Here is a 23,665-nt window from a genome sequence, read left to right as displayed (position 1 = left end):
CACGACGGCCCTGCGCCGTCGGACGACGCGTCCTGACGCAAGCGGGCGGAGGAGGTACTGCCGGATGCCGGATCGACGGTACGAGGACGTCTTCGAACGCATCACCGATCTCTTCCACGCCTTCGATCGCGGGTGGCGCTTCACCTACGTCAACGACCGGGCGTTGCTCGCCTTGCGAGAACTAAAGGGTGAAGAGCTGGCCCGCGAAGATCTCCTGGGCAAGAACGTGTGGGAGATGTTCCCCGACGCGGTGGGCACCACGATCTACCGCAAGTACCACGAAGCCGTGCGCGAGCAGAAGGCGACGGAGTTCGAGCAGCAGTACCCGTCTCCCGACGGCCCGTGGTACGAGATGCGCCTCTACCCTTCCGAGGAGGGGTTGTCGATCTACTCCTGCGACATCACCGAGCGCAAGAGGGCCCAGGAGGAGGCGGAGACACGCGCCCACCGGCAAGCCGTCCTGGCCGAGCTGGGAAAGAGGGCCCTGGCCGGCGGCGACGCCTCGGCCTTGATGGACGATGCCGTGGCCTTCGTCGCCCGGGCCCTCGGCGTCGAGTACGCGAAGGTGGTCGAACTGCTCCCCGGCGGCGAGGAACTGCTGGTGCGCGCCGGGGTGGGCTGGGACGAGGGCGTCGTGGGACGAACGACGGAGGGGGCGGACCTCGGCTCTCAGGCCGGCTACACCCTCCTCTCGGAGGGGCCGGTGATAGTCGAGGAGCTTAGCACGGAGACGCGTTTCGGCCGACCCCCGCTGCTGGTCGAGCACGGGGTGGTGGGCGGCGCGACGGTCGCGATCCCCGGCTGGGACGGGCCTTTCGGGGTGCTGGGGGCGCACACCGGGGGCCGCCGCGCGTTCACCGAAGACGACGCCAACTTCCTGCAAGGCGTCGCAAACGTCCTCGCCATGCGCGTAGAGCGCGAGGAGGCCCAAGAGGAACTGGACAGGGTCAGGGAGGCCGAGCGCAGTCGCGTGGCACGCGACCTGCACGACGAGGCTCTGGGGGATCTCACCTACGCCGTGGCCGAGGCCCAGCACGTGCAGTCGATCTGCACCGAGGAGGAGGCGGCCCAACGCCTGGGTCGGCTGGCGGCCGCGTTAAAGCGGGTGGGAGAGCAGCTGAGGGGCGCCGTCTACGATCTGCGCCTCGGCCAGGAGCGGGAAAGGCCCTTCACCGACCTGCTGGATACGTTGGTGGAGCTGCACCGCACCATGGCCCCGGACCTCCGCATAAGCACGGACGTGCGAGACGGGCTCCTCTCCGGCCCCCTCGGCGAGACGGGTACGGAGCTGTTGCGCATCATCGGGGAGGCGTTGACCAACGCCCGGCGCCACTCGGGGGCGAACAACGTGCGGGTCGCCGTGTGGTCTCCGGGGGACACGCTGTCCGTCGAGGTCTCCGACGATGGCCGCGGCTTCGACCCGTCGGCGGGCGGTCCCGGCGGGACGGGGACCAGGGGCATGCGCGAGAGGGCACGCCTGCTGGGCGCGGACCTGAGGGTAGACAGCGCGCCCGGCGAGGGCACGACGGTGCGCTTCGAGATGGCCCCGAGGGGGGAGCGGGCCGGGCCTGACGAAGAGGTTCGCGTCCTGCTCGTCGAGGACCACGCCGCCGTCCGCGAGGCCATAGCCGCCGCCTTCGAGCAGGAGGCCGGCTTCGAGGTCGCCGCCCAGGCCGGGTCGCTCGAGGAGGCCCGCGGCATGTTGGAAGGGGTGGACGTCGCCGTCGTCGACCTCGGCCTCCCGGACGGCTTCGGTGGGGATCTGATCCGGGACCTCAGGGGAGTCAACCCCGGGGCGCAGGCGATCGTCCTGAGCGCGAACCCCGACCGCGCGGAGATAGCCAGGGCGGTCGAGGCGGGGGCCGCGGGCGTCCTGAACAAGATGGCCCACCTGAACGAGGTGGTGGGCGCCGTCAGGCGCCTTCAGGCAGGAGAGACCTTGATGCCCCTGCAGGAGGCCGTGGAGCTGCTGCGCTTCGCCGGCTCGCGGAGGGAGGAGGAGCACGAGGCCCGCCAGGCGATAGGGCGGCTTACCTCCAGGGAGGTGGAGGTGCTGCAGGCGCTGGCCGAAGGGCTAGACAGCGGGAAGGTGGCCGAGCGGCTGCACATAAGCGTCAAGACGGAGAGGAACCACACGACGAGCATCCTGAACAAGCTCGGGGTGCACTCCAGGCTTCAGGCCCTGGTGTTCGCCATCCGCCACGGCGTGGTACGCGTCCGCTAGGAGCAGCGCCGGCCCGGGGTACGGTGGACCCCGCTTGCGCGAGCTTTCTTCCTCGTGTTCGCGTGGATTAGGGCGTGGACGAGGAGATGTCCCCCTCTTCTAGTGGGAGATATCTACTACGACAAAATGAGAAATTTACAAGATGAAGGGCGTTTCGGTCACCTGCTAAGCTCGGCACCCTGAGGGCGATCTAGCGGCTACGCGGATACCGCGGCTCTCTCGAAGCGCTTGCTTCGGAACCGAAGGCGACGCGGGGCCAGAGGAGGAGAGAGTCGGGAATCACCGGCGCGCCATCCTCCATTACCTCCCCCACCGACCGGTGGGGGAGCGGGCCCACCGCGAAGCGCGAGCGAGGACACGAGAGGAGGTTGTGCGAGTGGTGGACGAGCTCGACGGGACGGTTGGCCGGCTGGCGCGCGTGAGCGTCGGTACTTACGGGATGTCCGCCAGGAGGAACGAGGCTAGGTTGGATCGCACGGAGGCCACGAAAGAAGCCACCCTACTGCTTGAACTGGCTATCGCTCGCTCCCGCGTTAGTAGTTTGGACAACGAGGGGGCAAGAGCCCGAGTTAACGAAGTCTTGAAGCAGGCCAGGTGGGAGATCCTGCGCCTCGAAGAATTCGGGGACGACCGCGCGGGCCTCGACCCCGAAGACCGGAGCATTACGGACGCCGGGCGGACCGGGGCTCAGGAACGGGCGATGGATCCCGCCGGATGGCGAAAAGAAAACGACCTACCACGGGAGGCGTAGAGATGAACGACGAAAAGATCAACGGCGGTATGGAGCTACTAGCCGGGGCAACGCGGGAGTCCTGGCGGGCGATCGCGGATGCGGCGGTGCTTCAACAAGAGCAGGCCGCGAGGCTCACCCTGGGGTGGATCGACGAATCGATCGGGATGCTCAAGGGGCAGGCCGAGACGAACGCGCGCCTGACGCGCACCCTGACGGAGCAGTCCGAGAAGCAGGCCGAGGCCCTGCATACCCTGGCGCGGGAGACGACCGGAGCCTTGACGGACCTCCTGTTCGCCCCGATCTCGGGCGAGGAGCCCGGGGCCACGGAGGGGGATATCCGGCAGGCGAAGGAGAGGACGAACGGTCAGCACCTGCCGATAGAAGATTACGATCGTCTCAGCGTCGAGGAGGTGAGCCGCAGGCTGGAGGAGCTCGACGCCAGGGAGAAAGAGGAACTCAAAACCTACGAGAGGACGCACAAGAACAGGCCTGCCCTCATCGAACGTTTCGAGCGCAGCCTGGGTTAGGCGTCGCGCAAGCTGAGCGGCCGGCGGGGACGATTACCGCCCCCCAAAGCCTCTACCCGTTTATCCCGCTGCCGGGATGGTCGATCGTGCGCGAGGAGCCGTGCGGAACGGGTGCCCGGTCATTGGGCGCACCCGTCCCGCCAGGGACACCCACCGCATTGGTTCGATCGCCGGTCTCGAGGTGGTGGAGGCGTGGCGCTGCTCGCAACCGGACCGGAAGGCCGTTGCTTCTTTCGGCCGCCCTGGTGACACCGGAAGCCGGAGAAGGAGGGTTATGATCATCGTTACTGAAGAAGCCAAGAGGCTCGTCCGCACCACCGCCAGGGCCGCGGATATCTCCGAGGGGATGTCCCTGCGCCTGGAGAAGAACAGGACGATCTGGCACGACGAGCCGAAGGTTGTCATGGAGGTCGGAGAACCCAGGGAGGGCGACGAGCCGGTCGAGCTCGGCAGTGACGCCCTCCTCTATGTCTCGCCTGTGATGAGCGCAACCTACGACGGGTGCGTCCTGGACCTGGAAGAGACGCCGAAGGGGCTGGCCATCACCCTGGGGCCGCCCGAAGCCGGGACGAACGCCCGCGGGTAGAAGGGTAGAAGCCACACCCGACCGGCGACGCCGCGGGCCGCTTTAAAGCGATGCCCCGTGGAACCGCTCGCTCTCGCCGCAAGGGCGTCCACACGGCGTCGGCGCATAGATGGCGTAGAAGAATGGAGGTTTGGATGGGCGTAGGCTTCGCGTCAGACGCGTGGTACGAAGTCCACAACAGGGCGAAGCGTTCGTCCCGAGACACCAAAAACCCGCAACCGGGCGCCGGAAGCCACGCCCAAGCGCAAGCCCCGTGTTCTAGGTACTGGCTGATCCTGGACCGCGAAAGCGACGTCGCGGCGGTCTTCACCATCGCTCTACCTGATGGCGAAGGAGTTCTGCCGATCTTCAGCTCCGAAGAGGAGGCCGGGTTGTTCATCCTCCTCGAGGCCTCCGGGCGCGAGTGGCAGGCTGAAGAGGCCGCCCCCGAAGACGTGCTTCACGTACTCTTCGGGCCCCGCGGCGGGGTCGAGAGGGTGGCCCTGGATCCCGTGCCGGGGCTCGAAGCCGACGTGCTGGTCGAGCTCATGAGCCTGGACCGCGAGGGGTTCGCGGCCCTTCGCGCGGGCGGGTGAGGGCCGCGAACCTACTGCCTTTCGATGGCGGCCCGTATCCGACCGGACGGGGGTGTCATCCGAGGTGGATCTCGAGCCAGTCCCTAACCCGGGGCCAGAGCACCTCCTTCGCCACCGGGCCGGCCATGAGTCCCACGTGTCCGGCGTCCAGAACGAGGAATTCCTTGTCCCGGCTGCCGGTGAGGCGCATAACGGCCTCGGCCTGGGATACGGGGCAGATGTAGTCCCTGGCGCCCGCGATGCCCAGTAGGGGGCAGGCAATCTTCGAAAGGTCGACCCGCCGGCCGCGGAGGTGGATCTCTCCCCTGGCCAGCTTGTCCTGCTGGTAGAACTCGCGGATCCAGCGCCCGAAGGCCGCGCCGGGGAACGCCACACCGTCGTCCACCCACTTGCCGACGGCGAGGAACGACCCCACGGCCTCGTCCCGCTCCGCCCACGCCCGCAACCCCGCGTAGACGGCGGGCCATCGGGTGACGGTTGCCGCAACGGCCGTCGCCCTCTCGACGAATCGACCGGCGCGGTCGGCGGGGAGGTTCCCGAGCGTCCGCGACACGGGACCCAGGAACGCCCCGCTGTTCCTGCTCCAGAGGGTCCAGAGCCCCGTAAGGCCCGGTTCGTCGGGCGCGAAGTCTACCGGAGCGGCGAGAAGAACGAGCCCCCTCAAGGACTCCCCGGCCGAGATGGCCGCGTACATGACGGCCATCGTGCCGCCCTGACAGTACCCGAAGAGGATCAACCCTTCCGCCCGGGAGAGGTGGAGGACCCGCGCCACCACCTCCGGCATGTAGTCCAGTATGTAGGTGTCGAAACACAGGTTTTCATCCTCGCTGCCCGGAGCGCCCCAGTCGAGCATGTAGACGTCGAAACCTTCCCCCACGAGGTACTCGACGAAGCTGTTGCCCGGGATCAGGTCCAGAATGTACGGCTTGAGTATGAGCGCGTAGACGAGCAAGATAGGGACCGGATGCCGCTTCTCGGAGTCGGGCCGGTAACGGTAGAGCCTGGCCGTGCCTTCCGCCCACACGACTTCTTTAGGGGTCCGGCCGACCATTACCGGGGCTCCTCGCAAAACCAGGTGGGCGCCCGTGGCGTACTTCCTCCAGCGCACGGTCTCCGGGTTGTCGTAGCTGCCGACGCGAAACGGGTGGAACGGGGTACTGCCGTGCGAGGCCATTCTGTTTACCTTCTTCCCCTTCCTGTTCTTAGCAGGAGACGCCGCGCTCAACAAGCGCACCGGGTAATCTTGGATTTGGGAGAAGAGGTCGGCAGCCGAGGACTCGGAGCTCACACTACCCCAAGGGCGAACCTGCGTCTTCGTCGTGCCGCCCCCCGGCGGTCTTTCTCGCGTTCTGCGTGCTCGACGCCCTCGGCTACGCCACGCTGATGCGCTGGAGGCTCCAGGCCGAGGAGGTCCTGGTCGGCAAGGAGGCGGAGCTGCTGTGGCTCCTGGAGCACACCCTCACCGCGTAGCACGCGGGGAGCCCCTTCGGCCTACGAAATCGAGTACGCCGCCGCGGGCGGCAGGAGCGGCGTCGGCAGGCTGCTCGAGGTGAGGAAGCCGGTCCTGTTCGAGACGCCGTTCGTCCCGGGCCAGCCGAGGCTCTTCGGCCTGTCCGAGACCCGCGGCGAAGAGGGCTGGCTCGAAGCCTTGAGGCTCGGGGACTACGCCCCCGGGAGGACACGACGCCCGGGGATGCTCCAGCGAGCCCTCTTCGCCTACACCGAAGCCGTCCGACGCCGCCGTTGCAGCCAGAACCGGTACAGCGGCCGTGCCCTTTTGTCGCCGCGAACCAGGGAGGACACCCGTCCGGCTTCACCCGCCTCGTGCCAGCAGCAGCGCGGCCGCGGCGACGAGTTCCCCGTTGCCGGAGGTCTCGCGGCCGTCGGGCAGGACGGCGGTGTCCTCAAGGCCGGTGCGGATGCCGTGGCCGCGCGTCACGGCGCGCCGGTTGACCGCCCAGGAGGCGACGCCGTAGCCGTGGTGGACCTGCTCGAGCCCGACGCCGCTCTCGGTTAGCGCCCGCTCGATGGCCTCCGCGTGGGCGACCGCGTCTTCGGGGTCGGCGTCCAAAGGTTCCACCATCGCCCGCGCGCATCGCGGCGCGATCCCCGAGGCGACAAAGGCGCGCGCGTCGTCGAGTGAGAGCAGGCCGGCCTCGATCCCCACACCGCGCGCGACGAGACGGTCGCACAGCTCGAGGATGCCCTCCTCGCCCTGGTTGGCGGTCACCAGGTCGGGGAGATCCGTCCAGGCGGCGACGAGCGCCGAGCGCCTGTCGGGGTCCGGCTCTATGGCCGCCGAGGTGCTCAGCGAGATCGGGACCCCGGGGCACGCGGCGCGCACCGCCCGCAGCGCCGCGGCGCACGGCCCCGCCGAGAGCGTCTCGCGGCCGTCCCCGTCGTAGGGGTGCAGGTGCAGGGACGCCGCGCCGGCGTCGACCGCGGCGCGCGCCTCGGCGGCGATCTCCTCGGGCGTGCGGGGCGTAGCGGGGTGCTCGCGGTCGCCGTTGAGCGCCGCCTGCAGCAGGCGCGGCCGGTCTACGCGGGCGTCATCGCCGTACATCGTGGCGGGTTCCTACTCCCCGGGAGGTCGGCATGGTCAGCCCGTAGCATAAGGCAACGGTCCGAAATGGCAACCGACCGTCGAAGAGGGCGAGCCGGTCCCAAACCGGCAACCGCCACTCTTTCGGCCCTACTCCGGTAATGCTTCGCAGGGTTCACGAGCAGGTCTGCTACGCCCAACAAGAATCCTACCGTTCCTCTCACGCTCACGGGTCGCACATTCTACGAGGTCCTCTACAGTAGCACCACTCCTCGCCCGTCAACCCGGCTCCACCCGTGGGTAACGCCAATAACGGCGAGGTTTGCCCGCTTCCAGATGCGCTCTCGCTCTTCGCCCTCCGCCTCACGGGCCTCGACGCGGCGCGGGACCACAAGGACCCGCAAGAGCCGCCCTTCCTGGACCACCTGCCACTCGCGCACTACGCGGCCGCGCGTGATCCGGCCGAACTCGATGGGGTGGACCGCGACCTCGCCGCCAAAACGCGCATCCCGATACCTCCTTGGCCCGGCGCCTTCGCGGGTTGCGAATAAACGCTATCCCGGCGGGCATCGGAAGAATTACTCTGTCACGGGAAGAGGCGAAAGGTGAGTATTTCTTACTCAGCGCCCCTTCTGTGCGGTTGGGCTTTCCCGGGCGGCGTCCGTTTACCCCCGAAGCGGAGACGCTTGCCGCCCCCCTCGCTCCCCCTCGACGAGCGCCCGCCGCAGTATCTTGCCCGTCACGGTTCTGGGTATCTCCCCGACGAACTCGACCTCGTGTATTTTCTTGTGCGGGGCGACGCGCCCGGCCACGAAGGCCTTGAGCTCGTCCGCGTCCGCCTCACCGCTCGTCACGACGAAGGCCTTCGGGACTTCCCCCGCTTCTTCGTCGGGAAGGCCGACCACGGCGGCGTCGTCCACCTCAGGGTGGGAGATGAGGACCGCCTCCAGCTCGGCGGGGGCGACCTGCGTGCCCCCGTGTTTGATCATCTCCTTCAGCCGGTCCACGAGGTAAAGGTACCCATCTTCGTCCAGGTACCCGAGATCCCCCGTGCGCAGCCAGCCGTCTTCGGCGAATGCCGCCGCGGTCGCCCCCGGACGGTTCAGGTAACCCTTCATGACCTGCGGGCCTCGCACCAGCACCTCGCCCGGCTCGTTCGGGCCGAGCGGGGCGCCGCTTCGGACGTCCACGATCTCGCACCCGGTGTTGGGGATCGGGGGCCCGATGGCCCCCGCTTTCGCCAGGGAGGCGTCGGCCGGCGTCACGCAGAGCGCCGGGCTGGTCTCTGTGGTGCCGTAGCCGTTCCTGACCCGGCATCCGAGCCTTTCGGCGCACTCCCGCGCCAACGTGTCGCCCAGCGGCGCCGCGCTGGAGAAAACCAGACGCAAAGACGAGAGGTCGTAGCCCTCCACGATCGGATGCCGCGCCAGGGCGAGCACGATCGGCGGGACGGCCCACACCACTGTCACCCGATGGTCCTGGATCGTCTGGAGGAACGCCCCAAGATCGAAACCCGGCATCGTCACCACCGTCGCCCCGACGCGCAGGTTGGCGTTCATCACGGGCCCGAGCCCGGAGATGTGAAAGAACGGCGAGGCGAGCACCGTGTCGTCCTCCCGGAAGACGTCCAACCCCGGCGCCGTGACCTGCGCGATGTTCGCCACCACGTTTCGGTGCGTGAGCATCACCCCCTTGGGTATCCCCGTCGTCCCGCTAGAGTACGGCAGGAAGACCGGGTCTTCTGCCGGGTCCACCTCGACCTCCGGCGGCCCCCCTTCTCCCTTCAGCAGCGCCGAAAATGGCGTCGCCCCCTCCGCTTCTCCGAAAACGAAGATCTCGCGCACGCCCGCCAGCCCCGCCGCCTCGCGCGCCGCCGCTAGGAACGGCGGCGCGGTCAGCAGCCACCCCGCGCCAGAGTCGTACAACTGCCGGGCGAGCTCGCCCGCCGTGTTGAGCGGGTTCGACGTCGTAACGACCCCGCCGAGGGAAGCCGCCGCATGGACCGCGACGGCGTACTCGGGCATGTTGGGAGCGTGGATGGCGAGCACGTCGCCCTTCCCGAAGCCGCGCTCGGCGAGCCCGGCAGCGGCCCGCCCGGCAGCATCTGCCAGCCCGGCGTAGGTCAGGACCCGGCCGCTCGGACCGTCCACAAAGGCAGACTTTCGACCCAGCTCCTCCGCCCGCGACAACACGAAATCCGTCAGCGGAACGTCGCGTACCTCGACATCGGGGTACGGGCCCCGCGAGACGCCAACCCGGCCCCACCCACCGGAAACCGTGCCCTTCATCCTTCCTCCTTCCCAGAGGTTTTGTTTGACACGTGTCAAAGTAGATGCGGGTACAATAACCGACGATTTGACACGTGTCAAGTAAAGGGGTGTCTTGGTGACTACCGCGGGGACGGACACGCGCTCGCGCATTCTGGAGGTTGCGTGGGGGCTGGTTGGGGAGCGTGGGACCACGAGGGCGGTGAGGATTGCGGACATCGCCGCCGGGGCGGGGGTTTCGCGGCAGCTCGTGTACTTCCACTTCGAGAACCGGGCCGGGTTGTTGGCGGCGATGGCGCGCCACCACGACGCGGCGAGCGGCTTCAAAGAGAGGATCGCGGCCTGCGGGGCGTTGCCGCCCGTGGAGGGGTTGGAGGCGTTGTTACGGGCGTGGTTGGGCTACGTGCCGGAGATACTTCCGGTGGCGCGGGCGCTTGAGGCGGCCGAGATCACGGGCGAGGAGGGCGGGGCGGCCTGGCGGGACCGGATGGGCAGCCTGCGGGACGTCTTCCGCGCCGCCGTCGAGAGGGTTGAGCGGGACGGCCGGCTCGCCGACGGCTGGACTATCGAGACGGCGGCCGATTGGGTCTGGGCCCGCGGCCACCTCGAAGGCTGGCAGCACCTGGTCGTCGAGCGCGGCTGGGTTTCGGAGGACTACGAGGAGCGCACCGTGCGTTCGATCCTCGAAGAGGTCGTGTCGTCCGGTGGGGCTTAGATCAGGCCCGTTCGGCGGCTTCTCGAACGGCCACCGTGCGGTTCTTTACCCCGAGCTTGCGGTAGACGGAGCGCAGGTGGTTCGGCCGATTCGTAGAGGGCGACGCTTGCCGCCTGGTACGCCGCGTCCACGTCCTCGGGCGTCATGGGCCGGATCTCGGTGCCGTCTCTCGTGGGGCTGTTCATGGGTCCATATTAGACGACCCGGGCGCGGCCGGGGGGCGTCATTCCGCTATACTTGCCCCGCCATGATGGGGATTCTGCTCGTGCTTTTCGGTTACCTCCTGGGGCTGTTCCGGTCGGTTATCTGGTCGGACGCGCTTTCGGCGTGGACGTGCGCCGGGTCGGGAGCGGCAACATCGGGACGGCGAACGTCTTGAGGGCGGCGGGGAAGTGGCCCGCCATCCTGACGCTCGCCGGGGACATGCTGAAAGGGTTGGTTCCGGTGGTCCTGGCGACGGTCCTCGTCGAGAGCGAGTGGCTGCACGCGGCCGTGGCGCTCGCGGCGGTGGTGGGCCACTGCTGGCCGGTCTTTCTGCGCTTCAAGGGCGGGAAAGCGGTCGCGACGGGGGCGGGAACCTCTATCGGGCTCGCGCCTCTCCTCGGGCTCGGGCTCTTCGCGTTCTGGTGGGCCGTGGTGCTGTTGAGCCGCTACACTTCGCTCGGCGCGATCTCGGTCATGGTCGTCAGCCCGTTCGCGTTCGTGTTGACGGGGCAGCCGCTTCCGTACGTGCTCTACACGGTCGTGGGCGGAGCCCTCGTGCTCTGGCGGCACAGGGAGAACGCGCGGGCCCTGATCGAGGGCAGAGAACGCAAGGTCGGACAGAAGGCGGAGGGCTAGGTGCTGGCAGAATCTTACAGGGGTAAATGCGTGCTGCTCACGGGCGGGACGGGATTTCTCGGCACCGCGATCGTGGAGAAGACGCTGCGTTCCCTCCCCGACCTCGGCCGGCTCTACCTCGTCGTCCGCCCCTCGAAGGACAAGAGCGCCGACTACCGCTTCCACAAGGACATGCTCGGCTCCGCCGCCTTCAGGAGGCTGCGCGAGGAGCTCGGGGACGGGTTCGACGGGCGCGTCGCGGAGAAGGTAAGGGTGCTCGAAGGGGACGTTCACGCGCCCTCGCTCGGGCTAGGGGAGGAGGACCTGCGGGAGCTTTCGGAGAACGTGGACGTCGTGATCCACTCCGCCGCCTCCGTCGTCTTCGACGCCCCGCTCGACGCCGCCGTGGACTCGAACGTCCGTGGAACCGTAGGCCTGTTGAAGCTCGCCCGCGAATGGTCGAAGAGGCCGCTGTTCATGCACATCTCGACCGCCTACGTCGCGGGGAACATCGAGGGGGATGCGCCGGAAGAGCCGCCCGGGAAGACGACGCCGAACGGGACCACGCTCGACGCGGGGGAGGAGATCCTGGGCCTCGAGGCCGTCGTGGGCGAGGTCGAGAACGCCTCGCAGGAGCGGGGCCTTCTCAGGCGCTTCGAGTCCGAGGCCCGCAACGAGCTCGGGATGGTCGGCAGCCAGGAGGAGGTCGCCGAAAGGGTCGACCAGCTCAGGCGGGCCTGGATGCGCGAGCGGCTCGTCGAAAGAGGCACGGAGCGGGCGCGCGAGCTCGGGTGGAACGACGTCTACACCTTTACGAAGTCGCTCGCCGAGAGGACCGTGGTGCGGGAGCGGGGCGATTCTCCGCTCGTCATCCTGCGGCCCGCGATCATAGAGAGCAGCTTCAGGGAGCCTTACCCGGGCTGGATCCAGGGCTCCCGCATGGCCGACCCGATAATCATGGCCTACGCCAAGGGCCTCCTGCGCGAGTTCCCCGGCGATCCCGAGACCCTGGTCGACATAGTCCCCGTAGACCACGTGGTGAACGCCATCCTCGCCGCCGGTATCAGGCGCCCGGAGGAGCCCGAGGTCTTCCACGTCGCCTCCGGCCAGCGAAACCCCTTGCGCTACCGCGACCTCTACGACCACGTCCGCGACTACTTCGTGGAGAACCCCTTGCGGGACTCGGGCGGGCGCCCGGTGCAGGTGCCGGAGTGGAGCTTTCCCGGGCGGGGCAAGGTGGAGCTGGCGCTCAAGGCGCAGCTCACCGCCCTGCAGGTCGGCGGGAAGGTGGCGGACAGGCTCCCGGACGGGCACATGGTCTCGGACGCCCGCCAGAGGATGGCCCGGGCCGAGAAGCGGGCCAGGATGAGCCTCTACTACAGCCGCATCTACGGCGCCTACGCGAACATGTACGCCGTCTTCTCTACCGACAGGACGAAGGCCCTGTACGAGGGGCTCGAACCAGAGGACAAGGAGACCTTCCCGTTCGACGTTACGGAGGTCCGGTGGCGGGAGTGGTTGCACGGGACGCATTTGCCGGCGCTCACGACGCGGCCCAACCGCAAGAGGCGGCGGAAGGTCGAGGAGAAGCCGGGGGAGGTGGCCGCGATCTTCGACGTCGACGGCACGCTGGTCGGCTCCAACGTCGTCTCGTACTACGCGTGGCTCAGGATGCAGGAGTTGCCGGCCGCCGTGCGGCCCCTGTGGCTAGCGGCGTTTATGACCAAGATCCCGTACTACTGGGGCCTCGACAAGATCAGCCGCGCCCACTTCAACCGCGCCTTCTACAAGAACTACGCCGGCTGGAAACCCGAACGCGCGAAGCACCTCGGCCGCGAGAGCTTCGCGGGCTTCACCCTGGAGCGCATCTTCCCCGACGCCCTCGAAAGGCTGCGCGAGCACAAGGCCCTCGGCCACCGCGTCGTCCTCCTCTCGGGCGCTCTGGACTTCCTGCTCGAACCGATGAAGGATTTGGCAGACGACGTGCTCTGCTCCACCCTGGCCCAGGAGAACGGGACCTACACCGGCGAGCTCGTGGGGACACCCGTCGCCGGCGACGCCCGCGCCAGGATGCTCGCCTCGTTCGCGAGGAAGCGCAACGTGGACCTGTCGCGCTCCTACGCCTACGCGGACGCCATCTCGGATTTGCCGATGCTGGAGGCCGTCGGGCGTCCCGTCGCCGTCAACCCGGACAGGAGGCTCAGGGCGGCGGCGGAGGAGCGGGGGTGGCAGATCCGGGACTGGGGCAAAGAGCGCGTCGCCAAGAAGATCTAGGATGCTCTCCCTCGTCTACCGCAAGTCCGTCCCGCGTTACTTGTTGATGCGCGCCGGCGCGAAAAGGGTAAAGAACCTCGAAACGGGCCGTTTCGCCCCCCTGCAACTGGAGGACGCACCGGAACCCGAACTCCCGGCCCTGACTGGGTCCGCGTAAAGCCGCTCCTCTCCGGCATCTGTGGCTCGGACCTCGGCACGCTCTCCTCGGAGAACTCGCCGTACTTCTCCCCGATAACGAGCCCCCCTTTCGTGATGGGCCACGAGGTCGTCGGCGCCGTTGCGGACGACAACTCGGGCTTCCGCGCCGGGGAGCGGGTAGTCGTGGAGCCCGCCCTCGGCTGCGCCGTCCGGGGCATCGACCCGCCCTGCCCCTACTGCGCCGCCGGCCGGCACGCCCTGTGCCTGAACGTCGCGAAGGGAGACATAGGCCCCGGCATCCAGACCGGCTTCTGCCACGACACGGGCGGCGGCTGGACCCAGAGGACGCTGGTCGCCCACCCGACCCAGCTCCACCGCGTCCCGGAGGGCCTCCCCGACGAGGCGGCCGTCGCCATCGAGCCGCTCGCCTGCGCCGCCCACGCCGCCCTCAAGACGAACCCCAGGCCCCACGAGACGGCCCTCGTCATCGGGGCCGGAAACATCGGCCTCTTCACCGTCGCGGCCCTCCGCCGCCTGACCGACGCGGGCCGCATAATCTGCGTCGCCAAGCACGGGCGTCAACGCGAAGAGGCCATCCGGCTCGGCGCCGACGAAGTGGTCCACCCGAAGCAGACCTACTCCGACCTCCCCGAAATGCTCGGCACCGAGGCCCTCAAACCCGAGCTGGGCAAGCCCGTGGTGATGGGCGGCGCCGACAACGTCCTCGAATGCGTAGGCTCGTCCGGCACCATGGAAGACGCCCTCCGCCTGACGAGACCCGGCGGAAAGGTCGCACTGGTCGGTATGCCCGCGGCGAGAAGCGTCCTAGACCTCACCGCGCTCTGGTACAAAGAGATAAGCCTAGCCGGAACATACGCCTACGGCGTCGAGGAGCACCGCGGGGAACGGGCCAGCAGCTTCGATCTGGCGATGCGGCTCGCGCCCGAGATAAAGCTCGAGACCATGGTGGGCCCACATTTCCGCCTCGAAGAGTACCGCGAGGCGATAGCCGCCGCCCGCTCGGCGGGGCGCGAAGGAAACGTGAAGGTGGTGTTCGATCACAGGAGCTAGTCAGCATCTCAGCACGCCGCCTGCGGCGGCTCTCAGCACGCCGCCTGCGGCGGCTCTCAGCCCGTCAGCCAAAGGCGGTAAGGATCGACACTGCGGATCTGTACCCTCGCCGGGGTTATCATCCGGCCCGAGAGTCTCCACCAAAAGCTGACAGGCTGAAATGCTGACCGGCTGACCAGCTCAAGCGACCGAAGGGAGCGCAATGACCCGACCCGGATTCGTCACCACCCTCGAAAAGTCCAGCCCTCCGATGATGTTCAACGCGGGGGACGGTTTTCACTACGAGAAGCTGCCCGAGGGGACGCGCGTTATATACCCTCCAGGTCCGGTCGAGCCGCTCGCGGACCCGAAGGTCGCCATCGAGCGGGCGCTGCTCGAGCCGATGGGGATGGAGCCTCTGCACGAGCTTTTACATCCGGGCATGAAGTTGACGATCGTCTTCGACGACGTCTCCTGCCCGCTGCCGCCGATGAAGCCGCCGGACAACCGGCAGCTCGTAATTGAGAAGGTCCTGGAGAAGGCTTACGCAAAAGGTGTGGATGACATCCACCTCATCGCCGCCCTCGGGCTGCACCGGCGCATGACGGAGAAGGAGCTCCGGTGGGCGTTGGGGAAAGACATCATGTCGTCCTTCTATCCCGACCGGCTGTACAACTACGACGCCGAGGACGAAGAGGGGAACACGGTGATCGGGCACACCGAGCGGGGGGAGGAGGTGCGCATCAGCCGCCGGGCCGCCGAGAGCGACCTCGTCGTGTACGTGAACATCAACCTGGTAGCGATGAACGGGGGGCACAAGTCGGTCCACACGGGGATCTCGCCCTACTCTTCGATCCGCCACCACCACAACGCCGAGACGCTCAGGAACACCCGTTCGCTGATGGACCCGCCGAACTCGGCTATGCACGGCTCCATAAACAGGATGGGCGAGATCCTGGACAACGCCGTAAAGGTCTTCCACATCGAGACGACCCTCAACAACGCCGCGTTCCCCTCCATGTTCGACTTCATGGCGAAGCCCGAGCACGAGTGGAACGCGATCACCAAGGCTAACTTCCTCGCCAATCACAAGGCGACGCAGTTCATGCCCCGGAAGGCCGCGCGCAAGGTCTTCCAGTCGATAGTCGCCCCGCACCGTATGACGAGCGTCCAGGCCGGCGCCACCGAACCGGTACACGCCGAGACCCTTGAGCACATATACCGCCAGCAGCTCGTTCGCGTGGAGGGCCAGGCCGACGTGCTACTCCTCGGCGTGCCGTACGTCGGGCCGTACAACGTGAACTCGATCATGAACCCGATACTGGTCCACAACTACGTCCTCGGCTACCTCTTCAACCTCTACAAGGGCAGGCCGCTGGTTCGCGAGGGCGGCGTCATAATAGCCACCCACCCCGTCCCGAACGAGTGGGACGACGCCTACCACCCGAGCTACAAGCCGTACTTCGACGAGGTGATCGCCGAGACCACCGACCCGCACGAGGGCGAGAGAAGGTTCCAGGACAAGTACGCCCTGGACCCGTGGTACCGGACCCTCTACCGGTCCTCCCACGCCTACCACGGCTTCCACCCGTTCACCACCTGGCAGTGGGGCGCCCACGCCCTCGACCACCTGGGCGGCGTCGTCTTCGTCGGCGGCGATCCCCACACGACGTCCAGGATGGGCTACAAACGCGCCGACACCGTGGCCGAAGCCCTCCAGGTCGCCGAGCCCATCGTCGGCGCGAGCCCTAGCATCACGTACATGCACATCCCGCCGCTGTTTATGGTCGAGGTGAGTTAGGAGAGGCGCAGGAGGCGAAAGGCCGTGAGCTCTATCCACAGGAGCGCCGCGGCGAGAAAGACGTAGTAGGCGACGCCAGGAAGGACGAGGCACGCCGCGCAGACGAGGGCGGTTACGAGGGTGAACCGGGCGTGGCCGCGCCAGCGCGCACCCCCTTGCATGCGGCGCCAGAGAAAGAGGAGCGAGAGCAGCAGGGCCAGCGCGAAGACGACGAAGGCGGCGTCGTGGACGAAGCCTGGCCAGGTCCTCGGTCCCGCGCGCCGGATGGGGTCGGTCTCGAAGGCCAGCAGCGCCATCGCCGCGCCGGCGAGGAGGAGCAGGGCCGGGCCTAACTTCGAGCCCCGGCCCATGCCCCGGTGAAGGCCCAGGGCGAACACGCAAAGCAGCGCGCCGGACAGGACGAAGCTTGTGTCCAGGAGCCAGCCGTGGGGGCCGAGGGCGAGCCCGCTCGGCCAGGCGCCTGCGGGGTCTTCGAGCGGTTTCCAGCCGATCCCGCGCATGAAGTCGTACTGGAGCGCCGTCAGCGTGAGGAGCGCGGCGGCGAAGATGGCGGGGCCGAAGATGCCCGCGAGCGCCGCCGCGCGGATGGTCGTTGATCTATTCGACGGATTCTCCCCGATCGTTGCCTGATCCGGGTATCCCCCTACCCCCGCCCGGCGGTTTCAACGAGTTGCGCGGGGCGGGGCCCCTGTTAACCTTGTAACCGTTGGTTTCTGGGGAAAGGAAGCAAACATGACAGGTCAGGCCACGCGGCAGCCCGCCGCCGAAGGGGGCGTCCGTGCGCCGGTTGGCACCGTTCACGTCGTCGACCCGCACCCGCTCAACTGGTTGTTCATAACCTGGAACACGATGGAGGAGCCGGTCCGCACCGACGAGAGGGGCAACATCGTCGGGGCCTGCATGGAGGACTCCGGGTGGGAGGGCAGCACCCTCATCGTCAAGGTCCGCGAGGGCGTGCGCTTCCAGGACGGCGAGCCGCTGACATCCCACAGCATCAAGAGGTCTTTTGACGAGGTGCAGAAGTGGAAGGCCCCGCACCCGCCCGGGACTTACCTGAACTTCCACCCGGACACGCGCGTGGAGTGCCCCGACGACCACACCGCGCGCTTTGTGTTCCCCGAGCCGGACGGGCTGGCGCTCGCGAAGTTCAGGGGTTTTCACATAGCTAGCACCCGCTTCTGGGAGGAGGAGGGGTTCGGGTACCGTAAGTACGGCACCGGCGAAGGACACTGGTGAGCCATCGACGCTCCGGGCCCGTGGGGCTCGGGACCGTTCACCCTCGTCGAGGGCTTCTCCTCCTGGGAGGCCGAGATCGCCATCATCGAGGCCGAACCTTTCACCTGCACCTGGCTCCCGACGAACCTGCCGCGCAGCGATAGGGTGGTCCTCGAAGCCAACCCCGACCACTGGAACAAGGAACGCGGCCCGCGCCTGGAAAAGGTGGTCTTCCGAAACGACGTCGGGCCCGCCGAGGCGCTCGGCCTCGTCTGCGACGCGGAGGGCGAGGTCGACATAGTCACCGAGGTCTCCCCGGCCGACGCCGGGAGGGTCAGGGACTCGGATCACGCGAACCTCGTGACCATCGACGCCATGCGCGTCGTATCCGGCCTCATAAACCGCAACTCGGCGCCCCTGGACGACGTCCGGGTCCGCAAAGCGCTCAACCTCGCCGTGGACCGCGACCGCCTGGTACGCGAGGTCTTCTTCGGGTACGCCCACCCGGTCGCAGCGATGGCGCCGCCCTACTCCTGGGAGTCGCCGGACGACCTCGAACCCTACCCGCACGACCCTGAGGAGGGCAAGAGGCTTCTGGCCGAGGCCGGGTGGCCGCCCGACCGGGCGCTCAGGCTGGCGACCACGGGCGACGTCGAGGCGGTGGCCCGTTACCTGGCCGAAAGCTTCGGGGAATCTTTGGGGATCGGGGTGGATCTCGTTACGATCCCGGACGAAAACCTGGTCGCCGCGCAGCGGGCGCTCGTCGAGAAGAAACTGCCCGTGCCCTTCGACGTGCTCGTCCACGCCTGGTTCGACCTGGCCGCCGGCTACCCGCCCGCGGTCATCCACCGCGAGTACTTCCACTCCGGCGGCGCCTTCCGGGCCGGGCCGGTGCTGCCCGAGTTCGAGGACCTCATGGGCCGCTCCGTCGTCGAGACCGACCCGGAAAAGCTCGGCGACCTCGGCAAGGAACTCGACAGGCTCGTCTACGACGAGGCCCTGAACGTCTTCCTGTGCTGCCCGCAGGCGCTCGTCGCCGTCAACAAGCACGTGGACTTCACCGGCCACGCCGCCACCCTGGAGCTGGCCGAGACCGAGGTGGACGAGGGACACTGGTCGCGCCGGGGCGGCGGGTAGACGAAAGGAGAGACATGGAGACCATAACGCTCGAGGACGCGCGCCGGGTCATCGCGGCGGCCGAGGAGAAGGCGGCCGAGATCGGCTGCCCGATGGACATAGCCGTCGTGGACGCGGGGGGCCACCTCAAGTCCCACGTCCGCATGGACGGCGCCTTTATAGGCAGCATCTCCATCTCCATAAACAAGGCCTACACCTCGATAGCCTTCCAGACCGAGACGAAGGACTTGGCCGCGCTGACCCAGTCCGGACAGGAGCTCTTCGGCCTAAGCGACGCGCACGGGGGCAGGCTGGTCATCTTCGCCGGCGGCATACCCCTGCGGCGCGGAGACGACATCGTCGGCGCCGTCGGCGTCAGCACGGGAACCGTGGACCAGGACCAGCAGGTCGCCGAAGCAGGCGCGGCGGCGTTTTAGAGCTGTCAGCCTTCAGCGGTCAGCTTTCAGCAAAAGACAAGAAGCTGACCGCGGCCGGCGCTCCGCGCCGGCCTTACCTCTTGTTGCCGAAGAGGGTGCTGCGGGTCTCCTCGTCCATGTCGCGGGTGAGCTGGCGGCGTTGCTCCGCGAAGACTTCAAGGCCGCGCTGAACCGCCGGGCGTGACTCCACCGCCTCGTACCAGCGCTTGAGGTTCGGGTAGTCGTCGAGGTTCTGGCCCTGGTTCTCGTGGGGGACGAGCCAGGGGAAGACGGCCACGTCGGCGATGGTGTATTCGTCGGCGGCTATGTACTCGGATTCGGCGAGCCGGCGGTCGATGACGCGGTAGATCCTGGCCGCCTCGTCCGTGTAGCGCTGGATCGCGTAGGGGATCGTCTCGGGGGCGTACTGGCGGAAGTGGTGGGCCTGCCCGAGCATCGGCCCGACGGAGCCCATCTGGAACATCAGCCACTCGAGAACGCGGTACTTTCCGCGCGGATCGGCGGGGAGGAAGCGGCCGGTCTTCTCGGCGAGGTAGATCAGGATGGCCCCGGACTCGAAGACGGAGATCGGCTCCCCGTCAGGCCCATCCGGGTCGACGATGGCCGGCATCTTGTTGTTGGGGCTGATCTTGAGAAACTCGGGCTCGAACTGGTCGCCCTCCGCGATGTTCACGGGCTTCACCTCGTAAGGCAACCCGAGCTCTTCCAGGATGATGGAAGCCTTCCACCCGTTGGGCGTCGGCCAGTAGTGGAGGTCTATGGGCTGGGTCACGCTTCGCTCCTGTCGATAGTTTTATCTACGGTTCACAGTATATGAAAGAACCGGCCCACGTCACGGCCCAACACCCGGGCCCGACCCCCAAACGTGGGGGCGGGTTTCAAACCCGCCAGGCCGCAACCCGCGTCACTCGGCCCGCAACAGCAACATCGCCGCGAGGCAGACGCCTATAAGGAAAACGTAGGAGAGGGCGTCGCCGCCGAGGTCGGCGAGGAAGCCGCCTAGGGGTGCGCCGACGGCGTAGCCCGAGGCCCAGGCGAAGTTGGTTATGGCGAAGGCGACCGCCTGGTCGAGGCCTGCCTTCTCGGTGCCGCGGGAGAAGAGGGCCGTGCCGGGGACGAGAGGGGCGTTGAAGGCGACGCCCGCGAGCACGACGAGGAGCGCGAGCAGCCATGGGTTGGCCGAGTAGGCGAGCGCGGCGAGTATCGCTATCGAGGCCAGGAGGGCCGCGAGGACGGGCGGCCGGTAGCCGCTGCGGTCCGTCCAGCGCCCGAAGAGCGGGTGGACGAGGGCCTCGAAGCCCGCGCTGACCAGGAAGACCGCCCCGACCGCCGCGGCCCCCCAGCCGACGGCCGAGAGGTCGAGCGGGACGAGCACGGTGAGGGCGGAGAAGAGAAGCGGCGAGAACGCCACGAAGAGGAGCCCGGTGAGGAGCCTCGGCCGTCGCAGGACCCCCAGGGCGCCGACGGGCGAGCCGTCCCCGGTCGGCGCCGGCGCGGGCTCGAAGACGGCCCACAGGGCGATGGCGAGGCCGGCCAGGGCGACGCCCGTAAAGGCCGGAACGAGGCCGACGATTGCCGCGGCGCTCCCGAGGACCGGACCGAGCAGGGCGCCGACGACGGCGGCGCTGAGCATCACGCCTATGAGTTCCCCGCGCCGCCCCTCCGGCGCCCGGGCGACGAGCCAGGTGAACGCGGCCACCCACGAGAGCGCGCTGCCGAAACCGCCGACGAACCGGGTCAGCAAGAGCAGCCAGGTGGTGTCCGCCACGGCGAACGCCATGCTCGTGACGGACATCAGGGCGAGCCCGACGAGCGCGGCGGCCTTCACGCCGGCCCGCGAGGCCAGGTAGCCGCCCGGCGCGGCGCCTGCGAGCACCCCAGCCCCGAACGCGCCCCCGAGGAGCCCCACCGCCGACTTCGAGAGGCCGAACTCGTCGTTGAAGTAAGGAACCAGCGGGGTCAGGGCGGCGTAGAAGATCGTGTCGACCAGGACTATCGCGCAGCAGAGTGTGAGGAGTCGGCGCACGGCGGTTATTCTACTGCCAGCGAGGGACGCTGCCACCGGTATTGCTCGCTCGAAGGAAGAGAGACGCGGAGGTTGGGCGATGGCTTACGGGGACAGGGAGAGCGTCAGGCGGGTACGGGCCGCGGTGGAGGAGCGGGGGCTCTTCCCCGAGTTCGTGGAGCTGGACCAGACCGCGCGGAGCGCCGCGGACGCGGCGGCGGCGCTGGGTTGCCGGGTCGAGCAGATCGTAAAGTCCCTCGTCTTCAAGGGCGCGGATACCGGCGGGCCCGTGCTGGTCCTGGCGAGCGGCCCCAACCGGGTGGGCGAGCGGAGGATCTCGGACCACCTCGGGGAGCCCGTCGAGAAGGCCGACGCCGCCTTCGTCCGCGAGAAGACCGGCTTCGCCATAGGTGGCGTGCCGCCCCTGGCACACGCCGAGACGCCCGTTGCGTTCTTCGACGAGGACCTGCTCGAGCAGGATGAGGTCTGGGCCGCAGCGGGCCACACGCACGTCGTCTTCGGCCTCGACCCGGATGATCTGCAAAACATCACCGGCGCCCGCGTCGTCCGGGTGAAACCTTGAAACTTTTCACCGGATCACCCCCTCCCGGCTGCTAACATAGCCGTCGTGAACTCACTGGTATCGACATTCAATGGTTGGCTCGCCTGGAACCGCAGGCGCCGGGTGAACAGGGTGTTTTTCGTGCTCTCGATCTCGGTGGCCGCCTTCGTGACGCTGGCGTTCGCGTGGGCGACGCTTCATCCGGACCCGGGCAACGCCGCCCGGTACTTCGCGTTCTACTGGGTGTGGGGCCTCTGCGCGCTCGGGGTGCTCCTCGCCATGGCCGAGTACAAGACGAGCCCGCTCAGGAAACGCAAAGAGAGGGGCCACCTGTTCATCCTCCTGTACATCGGCGCGCTCCTCATCGTGACCCGCGCCCTCAACATGGTCCTGTATGAGCTCTAGCGTCTCGTACCGGGCCCTTCTCTTCGACCTCGACGGCACCCTCGCCGAGACCGACTCGCTGCACCTGCCGACGTGGGTTGAGGTCCTCGCGCCGCGGGGCATAGAGGTCGACGAGGCGTTCTACAAAGAGAACATCAGCGGCAAGTCGAGCGCCGACATCGTGCGCGACCTTCTGCCAAACCTTTCGGACGAGGAGGGGCGTTCAATCTTCGAGGCGAAGGAAGCGAGCTTCCGGGAGCGCGCCGGGGAACTAGAGCCGCTCCCCGGACTCCTGGATTTCCTGCGGGAGACAAAGGGCCGCGGCCTCGCGACCGGCCTCGTCACCAACGCGCCCGGGGAGAACGTCGAGGCGATCCTGCCGGCCCTGAAGCTCCAGGACTTCTTCGACACCATAGTCCTCTCCGACGAGACGGAGGCGGTGAAGCCCGACCCCGCCCCCTACAACGAAGCCCTGAAGCGACTCGGCGTGTCACCCGAGGAAGCCCTGGCCTTCGAGGACTCCGTCTCTGGCATAACCTCGGCCGTCGACGCCGGCATCCCGACCGTCGGCGTAGCCTCGACCCAGGAACCGGGCCGGCTCTCAGAGGCCGGGGTCTTCGTGGTGGTCGAGGACTTCACGGACCCCGGGCTGCTGGCCCTGATCCGGGGCTGACGCATCCCGCGGTCGGGTTTCCCAGGGGCGGGTTCGAAACCCGTCCCTACGTTTGGGGGCGGACGAAGATTTGTTGCGGTTCGGGATCGTCGCTACGTTGGTGGGGCGGGGCGGCGTTTGGTCGTAACGGTTCTCAGGAAGGACCGCAGCCTCTCTTCGTATTCCGGGTGGGCGAAGGCCTCGACGTGGTCGTGGTCGGGGAGGATCCAGACCGCCGCCTCGGGGTGGGCCGCGGCGAATTTCTCCGCGTGTTCGACGGGGATGAGCCCGTCTTCGGAGGAGTGGATGATGAACAGCGGCACGCCTTCCCTCAGGAGTTCTGAAGCCTCCCGGTCGGGCTGCACGTCCCAGGCGTCGAAGTCCGGCCAGAGCTTGCCCGCCAGCAGGACGCCCGGCACGAAGAGCCGGGGAAGGCCGGCGATCCTGGGTATCGCCCGTTCGAGCAGGAGCGGCAGGTCGGCGTACCCCGCCTCTTCAACGACCGCGGCCACCCCCGTACCGGGCGCGGCCCGCACGACGGTCGCGCCCCCCATGGACCACCCGTGTAGCACGGTCTCCCCGGGCCCGTAGCCGCGCCCTTTCAGCCAGAGAAGCGCCCCGCGCACGTCGCGTACCTCGCGGTAGCCCAACGTGCGGCGCCGCCCGCCTGACTCCCCTTGCGCCCTCAGGTCTATGATGAGAACGCTGTAGCCCTCGCGAAGGTAGACGGGCGCGGTCTTCAGGACGTGCTCGTCGGAGCGGTGCCCACCCCAGCCGTGAACCAGCACGGCCGCCCGCGAGGAGCCCTCGATGGGAACCCACCACGCCTTCAGCCTGATCCCATCGGTACTGAGTAGCCCCACCTCTTCGTAGGCGAGACCCGCGCTCGTGGGCGTCTCCCCGGGCCGCCGGCGGCTCGGGGAGGTCATCCTGAAGACGACGAGGAAACTTATGCCCACGTACCCGAGCGCCAGGGCGCAGAGCAGGACCAAGGCTCTCCGCAACACGCCTCTTTTTTGCGGAATCTCCGTTAGAGGACCACC

At 68.1% G+C, this 23,665-nt stretch carries 26 protein-coding genes; 18 read left to right on the top strand and 8 right to left on the bottom strand.

The window, feature by feature from the left end; all coding sequences use genetic code 11:
* Window positions 1-64: 64 nt before the first annotated feature.
* The 5 genes from GBA63_RS14130 to GBA63_RS14110 all read left to right on the top strand — a co-directional run bounded on the left by GBA63_RS14130 (window position 65) and on the right by GBA63_RS14110 (window position 4,645).
* Complete coding sequence (locus tag GBA63_RS14130; RefSeq protein ID WP_166177083.1) at window positions 65-2,224, top strand: response regulator; 2,160 nt, start codon at window positions 65-67, stop codon at window positions 2,222-2,224.
* Between the two features lie 376 nt (window positions 2,225-2,600).
* Window positions 2,601-2,975 carry a hypothetical protein gene (locus tag GBA63_RS14125; protein WP_207956798.1) on the top strand — a complete coding sequence of 125 codons (375 nt, stop codon included), beginning with the start codon at window positions 2,601-2,603 and terminating at the stop codon, window positions 2,973-2,975.
* 2 nt (window positions 2,976-2,977) lie between these two features.
* Entirely contained in the window at window positions 2,978-3,484 is a 507-nt protein-coding gene (locus tag GBA63_RS14120) for a hypothetical protein (protein ID WP_166177079.1), read from the top strand.
* 274 nt (window positions 3,485-3,758) lie between these two features.
* Window positions 3,759-4,070 carry a hypothetical protein gene (locus GBA63_RS14115; RefSeq protein ID WP_166177077.1) on the top strand — a complete coding sequence of 104 codons (312 nt, stop codon included), beginning with the start codon at window positions 3,759-3,761 and terminating at the stop codon, window positions 4,068-4,070.
* A 134-nt stretch (window positions 4,071-4,204) separates the two neighbouring features.
* Window positions 4,205-4,645, top strand: a complete 441-nt coding sequence (locus GBA63_RS14110; RefSeq protein ID WP_166177075.1) for a hypothetical protein — start codon at window positions 4,205-4,207, stop codon at window positions 4,643-4,645.
* Window positions 4,646-4,700: 55 nt separating this feature from the next.
* Here the strand turns inward: GBA63_RS14110 and GBA63_RS14105 are convergent, their stop codons facing one another.
* Together GBA63_RS14105 and GBA63_RS14100 are read right to left on the bottom strand one after the other, a co-directional pair.
* Complete coding sequence (locus tag GBA63_RS14105) at window positions 4,701-5,819, bottom strand: alpha/beta fold hydrolase (RefSeq protein WP_166177073.1); 1,119 nt, start codon at window positions 5,817-5,819, stop codon at window positions 4,701-4,703.
* A 639-nt stretch (window positions 5,820-6,458) separates the two neighbouring features.
* A complete protein-coding gene (locus tag GBA63_RS14100; protein WP_166177071.1) occupies window positions 6,459-7,208 on the bottom strand; it encodes a 3-keto-5-aminohexanoate cleavage protein in 750 nt (249 codons plus the stop codon).
* 275 nt (window positions 7,209-7,483) lie between these two features.
* On the opposite strand from GBA63_RS14100, the gene GBA63_RS14095 reads away from it, so the two are divergent.
* Complete coding sequence (locus GBA63_RS14095) at window positions 7,484-7,738, top strand: hypothetical protein (protein WP_166177069.1); 255 nt, start codon at window positions 7,484-7,486, stop codon at window positions 7,736-7,738.
* Between the two features lie 114 nt (window positions 7,739-7,852).
* Here GBA63_RS14095 and GBA63_RS14090 read toward each other — a convergent pair whose 3' ends face one another.
* Entirely contained in the window at window positions 7,853-9,475 is a 1,623-nt protein-coding gene (locus GBA63_RS14090; RefSeq protein WP_166177067.1) for an AMP-binding protein, read from the bottom strand.
* A 97-nt stretch (window positions 9,476-9,572) separates the two neighbouring features.
* Between GBA63_RS14090 and GBA63_RS14085 the strand changes: the two genes are divergently transcribed.
* A complete protein-coding gene (locus tag GBA63_RS14085) occupies window positions 9,573-10,169 on the top strand; it encodes a TetR/AcrR family transcriptional regulator (RefSeq protein WP_166177065.1) in 597 nt (198 codons plus the stop codon).
* Here the strand turns inward: GBA63_RS14085 and GBA63_RS14080 are convergent.
* Window positions 10,166-10,354: a hypothetical protein gene (locus GBA63_RS14080; RefSeq protein ID WP_166177063.1), complete on the bottom strand. Its 189-nt coding sequence runs from the start codon at window positions 10,352-10,354 to the stop codon at window positions 10,166-10,168. The genes GBA63_RS14085 and GBA63_RS14080 overlap by 4 nt on opposite strands.
* A 52-nt stretch (window positions 10,355-10,406) precedes the next feature.
* Between GBA63_RS14080 and plsY the strand changes: the two genes are divergently transcribed.
* From plsY to GBA63_RS14055, 5 genes are all read left to right on the top strand, one after another.
* Complete coding sequence (plsY, locus tag GBA63_RS14075; RefSeq protein WP_207956797.1) at window positions 10,407-11,009, top strand: glycerol-3-phosphate 1-O-acyltransferase PlsY; 603 nt, start codon at window positions 10,407-10,409, stop codon at window positions 11,007-11,009.
* Entirely contained in the window at window positions 11,010-13,262 is a 2,253-nt protein-coding gene (locus GBA63_RS14070; RefSeq protein WP_166177061.1) for an HAD-IB family hydrolase, read from the top strand.
* 1 nt (window position 13,263) lies between these two features.
* The gene (locus GBA63_RS14065; RefSeq protein WP_166177059.1) at window positions 13,264-13,419 is read left to right on the top strand and encodes a hypothetical protein; all 156 of its coding nucleotides are present in this window, start codon (window positions 13,264-13,266) and stop codon (window positions 13,417-13,419) included.
* Window positions 13,420-13,436: 17 nt separating this feature from the next.
* On the top strand, window positions 13,437-14,471 hold the full coding sequence (locus GBA63_RS14060; RefSeq protein WP_228282578.1) for a zinc-dependent alcohol dehydrogenase: 1,035 nt from the start codon (window positions 13,437-13,439) through the stop codon (window positions 14,469-14,471).
* A gap of 202 nt (window positions 14,472-14,673) precedes the next feature.
* Complete coding sequence (locus GBA63_RS14055) at window positions 14,674-16,251, top strand: lactate racemase domain-containing protein (RefSeq protein ID WP_166177055.1); 1,578 nt, start codon at window positions 14,674-14,676, stop codon at window positions 16,249-16,251.
* On the opposite strand, the gene GBA63_RS14050 is transcribed toward GBA63_RS14055, so the two are convergent.
* Window positions 16,248-16,799, bottom strand: a complete 552-nt coding sequence (locus GBA63_RS14050) for a DUF998 domain-containing protein (protein WP_228282577.1) — start codon at window positions 16,797-16,799, stop codon at window positions 16,248-16,250. The genes GBA63_RS14055 and GBA63_RS14050 overlap by 4 nt on opposite strands.
* Window positions 16,800-16,983: 184 nt before the next feature.
* On the opposite strand from GBA63_RS14050, the gene GBA63_RS14045 reads away from it, so the two are divergent.
* The 3 genes from GBA63_RS14045 to GBA63_RS14035 all read left to right on the top strand — a co-directional run bounded on the left by GBA63_RS14045 (window position 16,984) and on the right by GBA63_RS14035 (window position 19,019).
* A complete protein-coding gene (locus GBA63_RS14045; protein WP_166177053.1) occupies window positions 16,984-17,487 on the top strand; it encodes an ABC transporter substrate-binding protein in 504 nt (167 codons plus the stop codon).
* A gap of 144 nt (window positions 17,488-17,631) precedes the next feature.
* Window positions 17,632-18,603 carry an ABC transporter substrate-binding protein gene (locus GBA63_RS14040; protein WP_166177051.1) on the top strand — a complete coding sequence of 324 codons (972 nt, stop codon included), beginning with the start codon at window positions 17,632-17,634 and terminating at the stop codon, window positions 18,601-18,603.
* Window positions 18,604-18,617: 14 nt separating this feature from the next.
* The gene (locus tag GBA63_RS14035; RefSeq protein WP_166177049.1) at window positions 18,618-19,019 is read left to right on the top strand and encodes a GlcG/HbpS family heme-binding protein; all 402 of its coding nucleotides are present in this window, start codon (window positions 18,618-18,620) and stop codon (window positions 19,017-19,019) included.
* 73 nt (window positions 19,020-19,092) lie between these two features.
* Here GBA63_RS14035 and GBA63_RS14030 read toward each other — a convergent pair whose 3' ends face one another.
* Both GBA63_RS14030 and GBA63_RS14025 read right to left on the bottom strand, forming a co-directional pair.
* Window positions 19,093-19,791 carry a glutathione S-transferase N-terminal domain-containing protein gene (locus GBA63_RS14030; RefSeq protein WP_166177047.1) on the bottom strand — a complete coding sequence of 233 codons (699 nt, stop codon included), beginning with the start codon at window positions 19,789-19,791 and terminating at the stop codon, window positions 19,093-19,095.
* Between the two features lie 132 nt (window positions 19,792-19,923).
* Entirely contained in the window at window positions 19,924-21,045 is a 1,122-nt protein-coding gene (locus GBA63_RS14025) for an MFS transporter (protein ID WP_166177045.1), read from the bottom strand.
* Window positions 21,046-21,124: 79 nt separating this feature from the next.
* On the opposite strand from GBA63_RS14025, the gene GBA63_RS14020 reads away from it, so the two are divergent.
* The 3 genes from GBA63_RS14020 to GBA63_RS14010 all read left to right on the top strand — a co-directional run bounded on the left by GBA63_RS14020 (window position 21,125) and on the right by GBA63_RS14010 (window position 22,643).
* A complete protein-coding gene (locus tag GBA63_RS14020) occupies window positions 21,125-21,607 on the top strand; it encodes a YbaK/EbsC family protein (protein ID WP_166177043.1) in 483 nt (160 codons plus the stop codon).
* Window positions 21,608-21,709: 102 nt separating this feature from the next.
* Window positions 21,710-21,991 (top strand): hypothetical protein, encoded by a 282-nt coding sequence (locus tag GBA63_RS14015; protein WP_207956796.1) that lies wholly within the window; start codon window positions 21,710-21,712, stop codon window positions 21,989-21,991.
* A complete protein-coding gene (locus tag GBA63_RS14010) occupies window positions 21,981-22,643 on the top strand; it encodes an HAD family hydrolase (protein ID WP_166177039.1) in 663 nt (220 codons plus the stop codon). The genes GBA63_RS14015 and GBA63_RS14010 overlap by 11 nt, the downstream gene beginning before the upstream one ends.
* A gap of 92 nt (window positions 22,644-22,735) precedes the next feature.
* Here GBA63_RS14010 and GBA63_RS14005 read toward each other — a convergent pair whose 3' ends face one another.
* Window positions 22,736-23,626 carry an alpha/beta hydrolase gene (locus GBA63_RS14005; RefSeq protein ID WP_207956795.1) on the bottom strand — a complete coding sequence of 297 codons (891 nt, stop codon included), beginning with the start codon at window positions 23,624-23,626 and terminating at the stop codon, window positions 22,736-22,738.
* Window positions 23,627-23,665: the final 39 nt, after the last annotated feature.

Origin of the sequence: Rubrobacter tropicus (assembly GCF_011492945.1) — a bacterium.
Lineage (GTDB): Bacteria > Actinomycetota > Rubrobacteria > Rubrobacterales > Rubrobacteraceae > Rubrobacter_D > Rubrobacter_D tropicus.
Note: the sequence above shows the minus strand (reverse complement) of the source record. Positions and strands in the feature narration are given on the sequence as shown.

Coding starts and splice junctions, on each gene's coding strand:
- GBA63_RS14020 (WP_166177043.1), top strand. CDS start 21,125: ATGGCTTACGGGGACAGGGAGAGCGTCAGGCGGGTACGGGCCGCGGTG.
- GBA63_RS14090 (WP_166177067.1), bottom strand. CDS start 9,475: ATGAAGGGCACGGTTTCCGGTGGGTGGGGCCGGGTTGGCGTCTCGCGG.
- GBA63_RS14010 (WP_166177039.1), top strand. CDS start 21,981: ATGAGCTCTAGCGTCTCGTACCGGGCCCTTCTCTTCGACCTCGACGGC.
- GBA63_RS14065 (WP_166177059.1), top strand. CDS start 13,264: ATGCTCTCCCTCGTCTACCGCAAGTCCGTCCCGCGTTACTTGTTGATG.
- GBA63_RS14110 (WP_166177075.1), top strand. CDS start 4,205: ATGGGCGTAGGCTTCGCGTCAGACGCGTGGTACGAAGTCCACAACAGG.
- GBA63_RS14130 (WP_166177083.1), top strand. CDS start 65: ATGCCGGATCGACGGTACGAGGACGTCTTCGAACGCATCACCGATCTC.
- GBA63_RS14080 (WP_166177063.1), bottom strand. CDS start 10,354: ATGAACAGCCCCACGAGAGACGGCACCGAGATCCGGCCCATGACGCCC.
- GBA63_RS14120 (WP_166177079.1), top strand. CDS start 2,978: ATGAACGACGAAAAGATCAACGGCGGTATGGAGCTACTAGCCGGGGCA.
- GBA63_RS14115 (WP_166177077.1), top strand. CDS start 3,759: ATGATCATCGTTACTGAAGAAGCCAAGAGGCTCGTCCGCACCACCGCC.
- GBA63_RS14035 (WP_166177049.1), top strand. CDS start 18,618: ATGGAGACCATAACGCTCGAGGACGCGCGCCGGGTCATCGCGGCGGCC.
- GBA63_RS14045 (WP_166177053.1), top strand. CDS start 16,984: ATGACAGGTCAGGCCACGCGGCAGCCCGCCGCCGAAGGGGGCGTCCGT.
- GBA63_RS14105 (WP_166177073.1), bottom strand. CDS start 5,819: ATGGCCTCGCACGGCAGTACCCCGTTCCACCCGTTTCGCGTCGGCAGC.
- GBA63_RS14100 (WP_166177071.1), bottom strand. CDS start 7,208: ATGTACGGCGATGACGCCCGCGTAGACCGGCCGCGCCTGCTGCAGGCG.
- GBA63_RS14055 (WP_166177055.1), top strand. CDS start 14,674: ATGACCCGACCCGGATTCGTCACCACCCTCGAAAAGTCCAGCCCTCCG.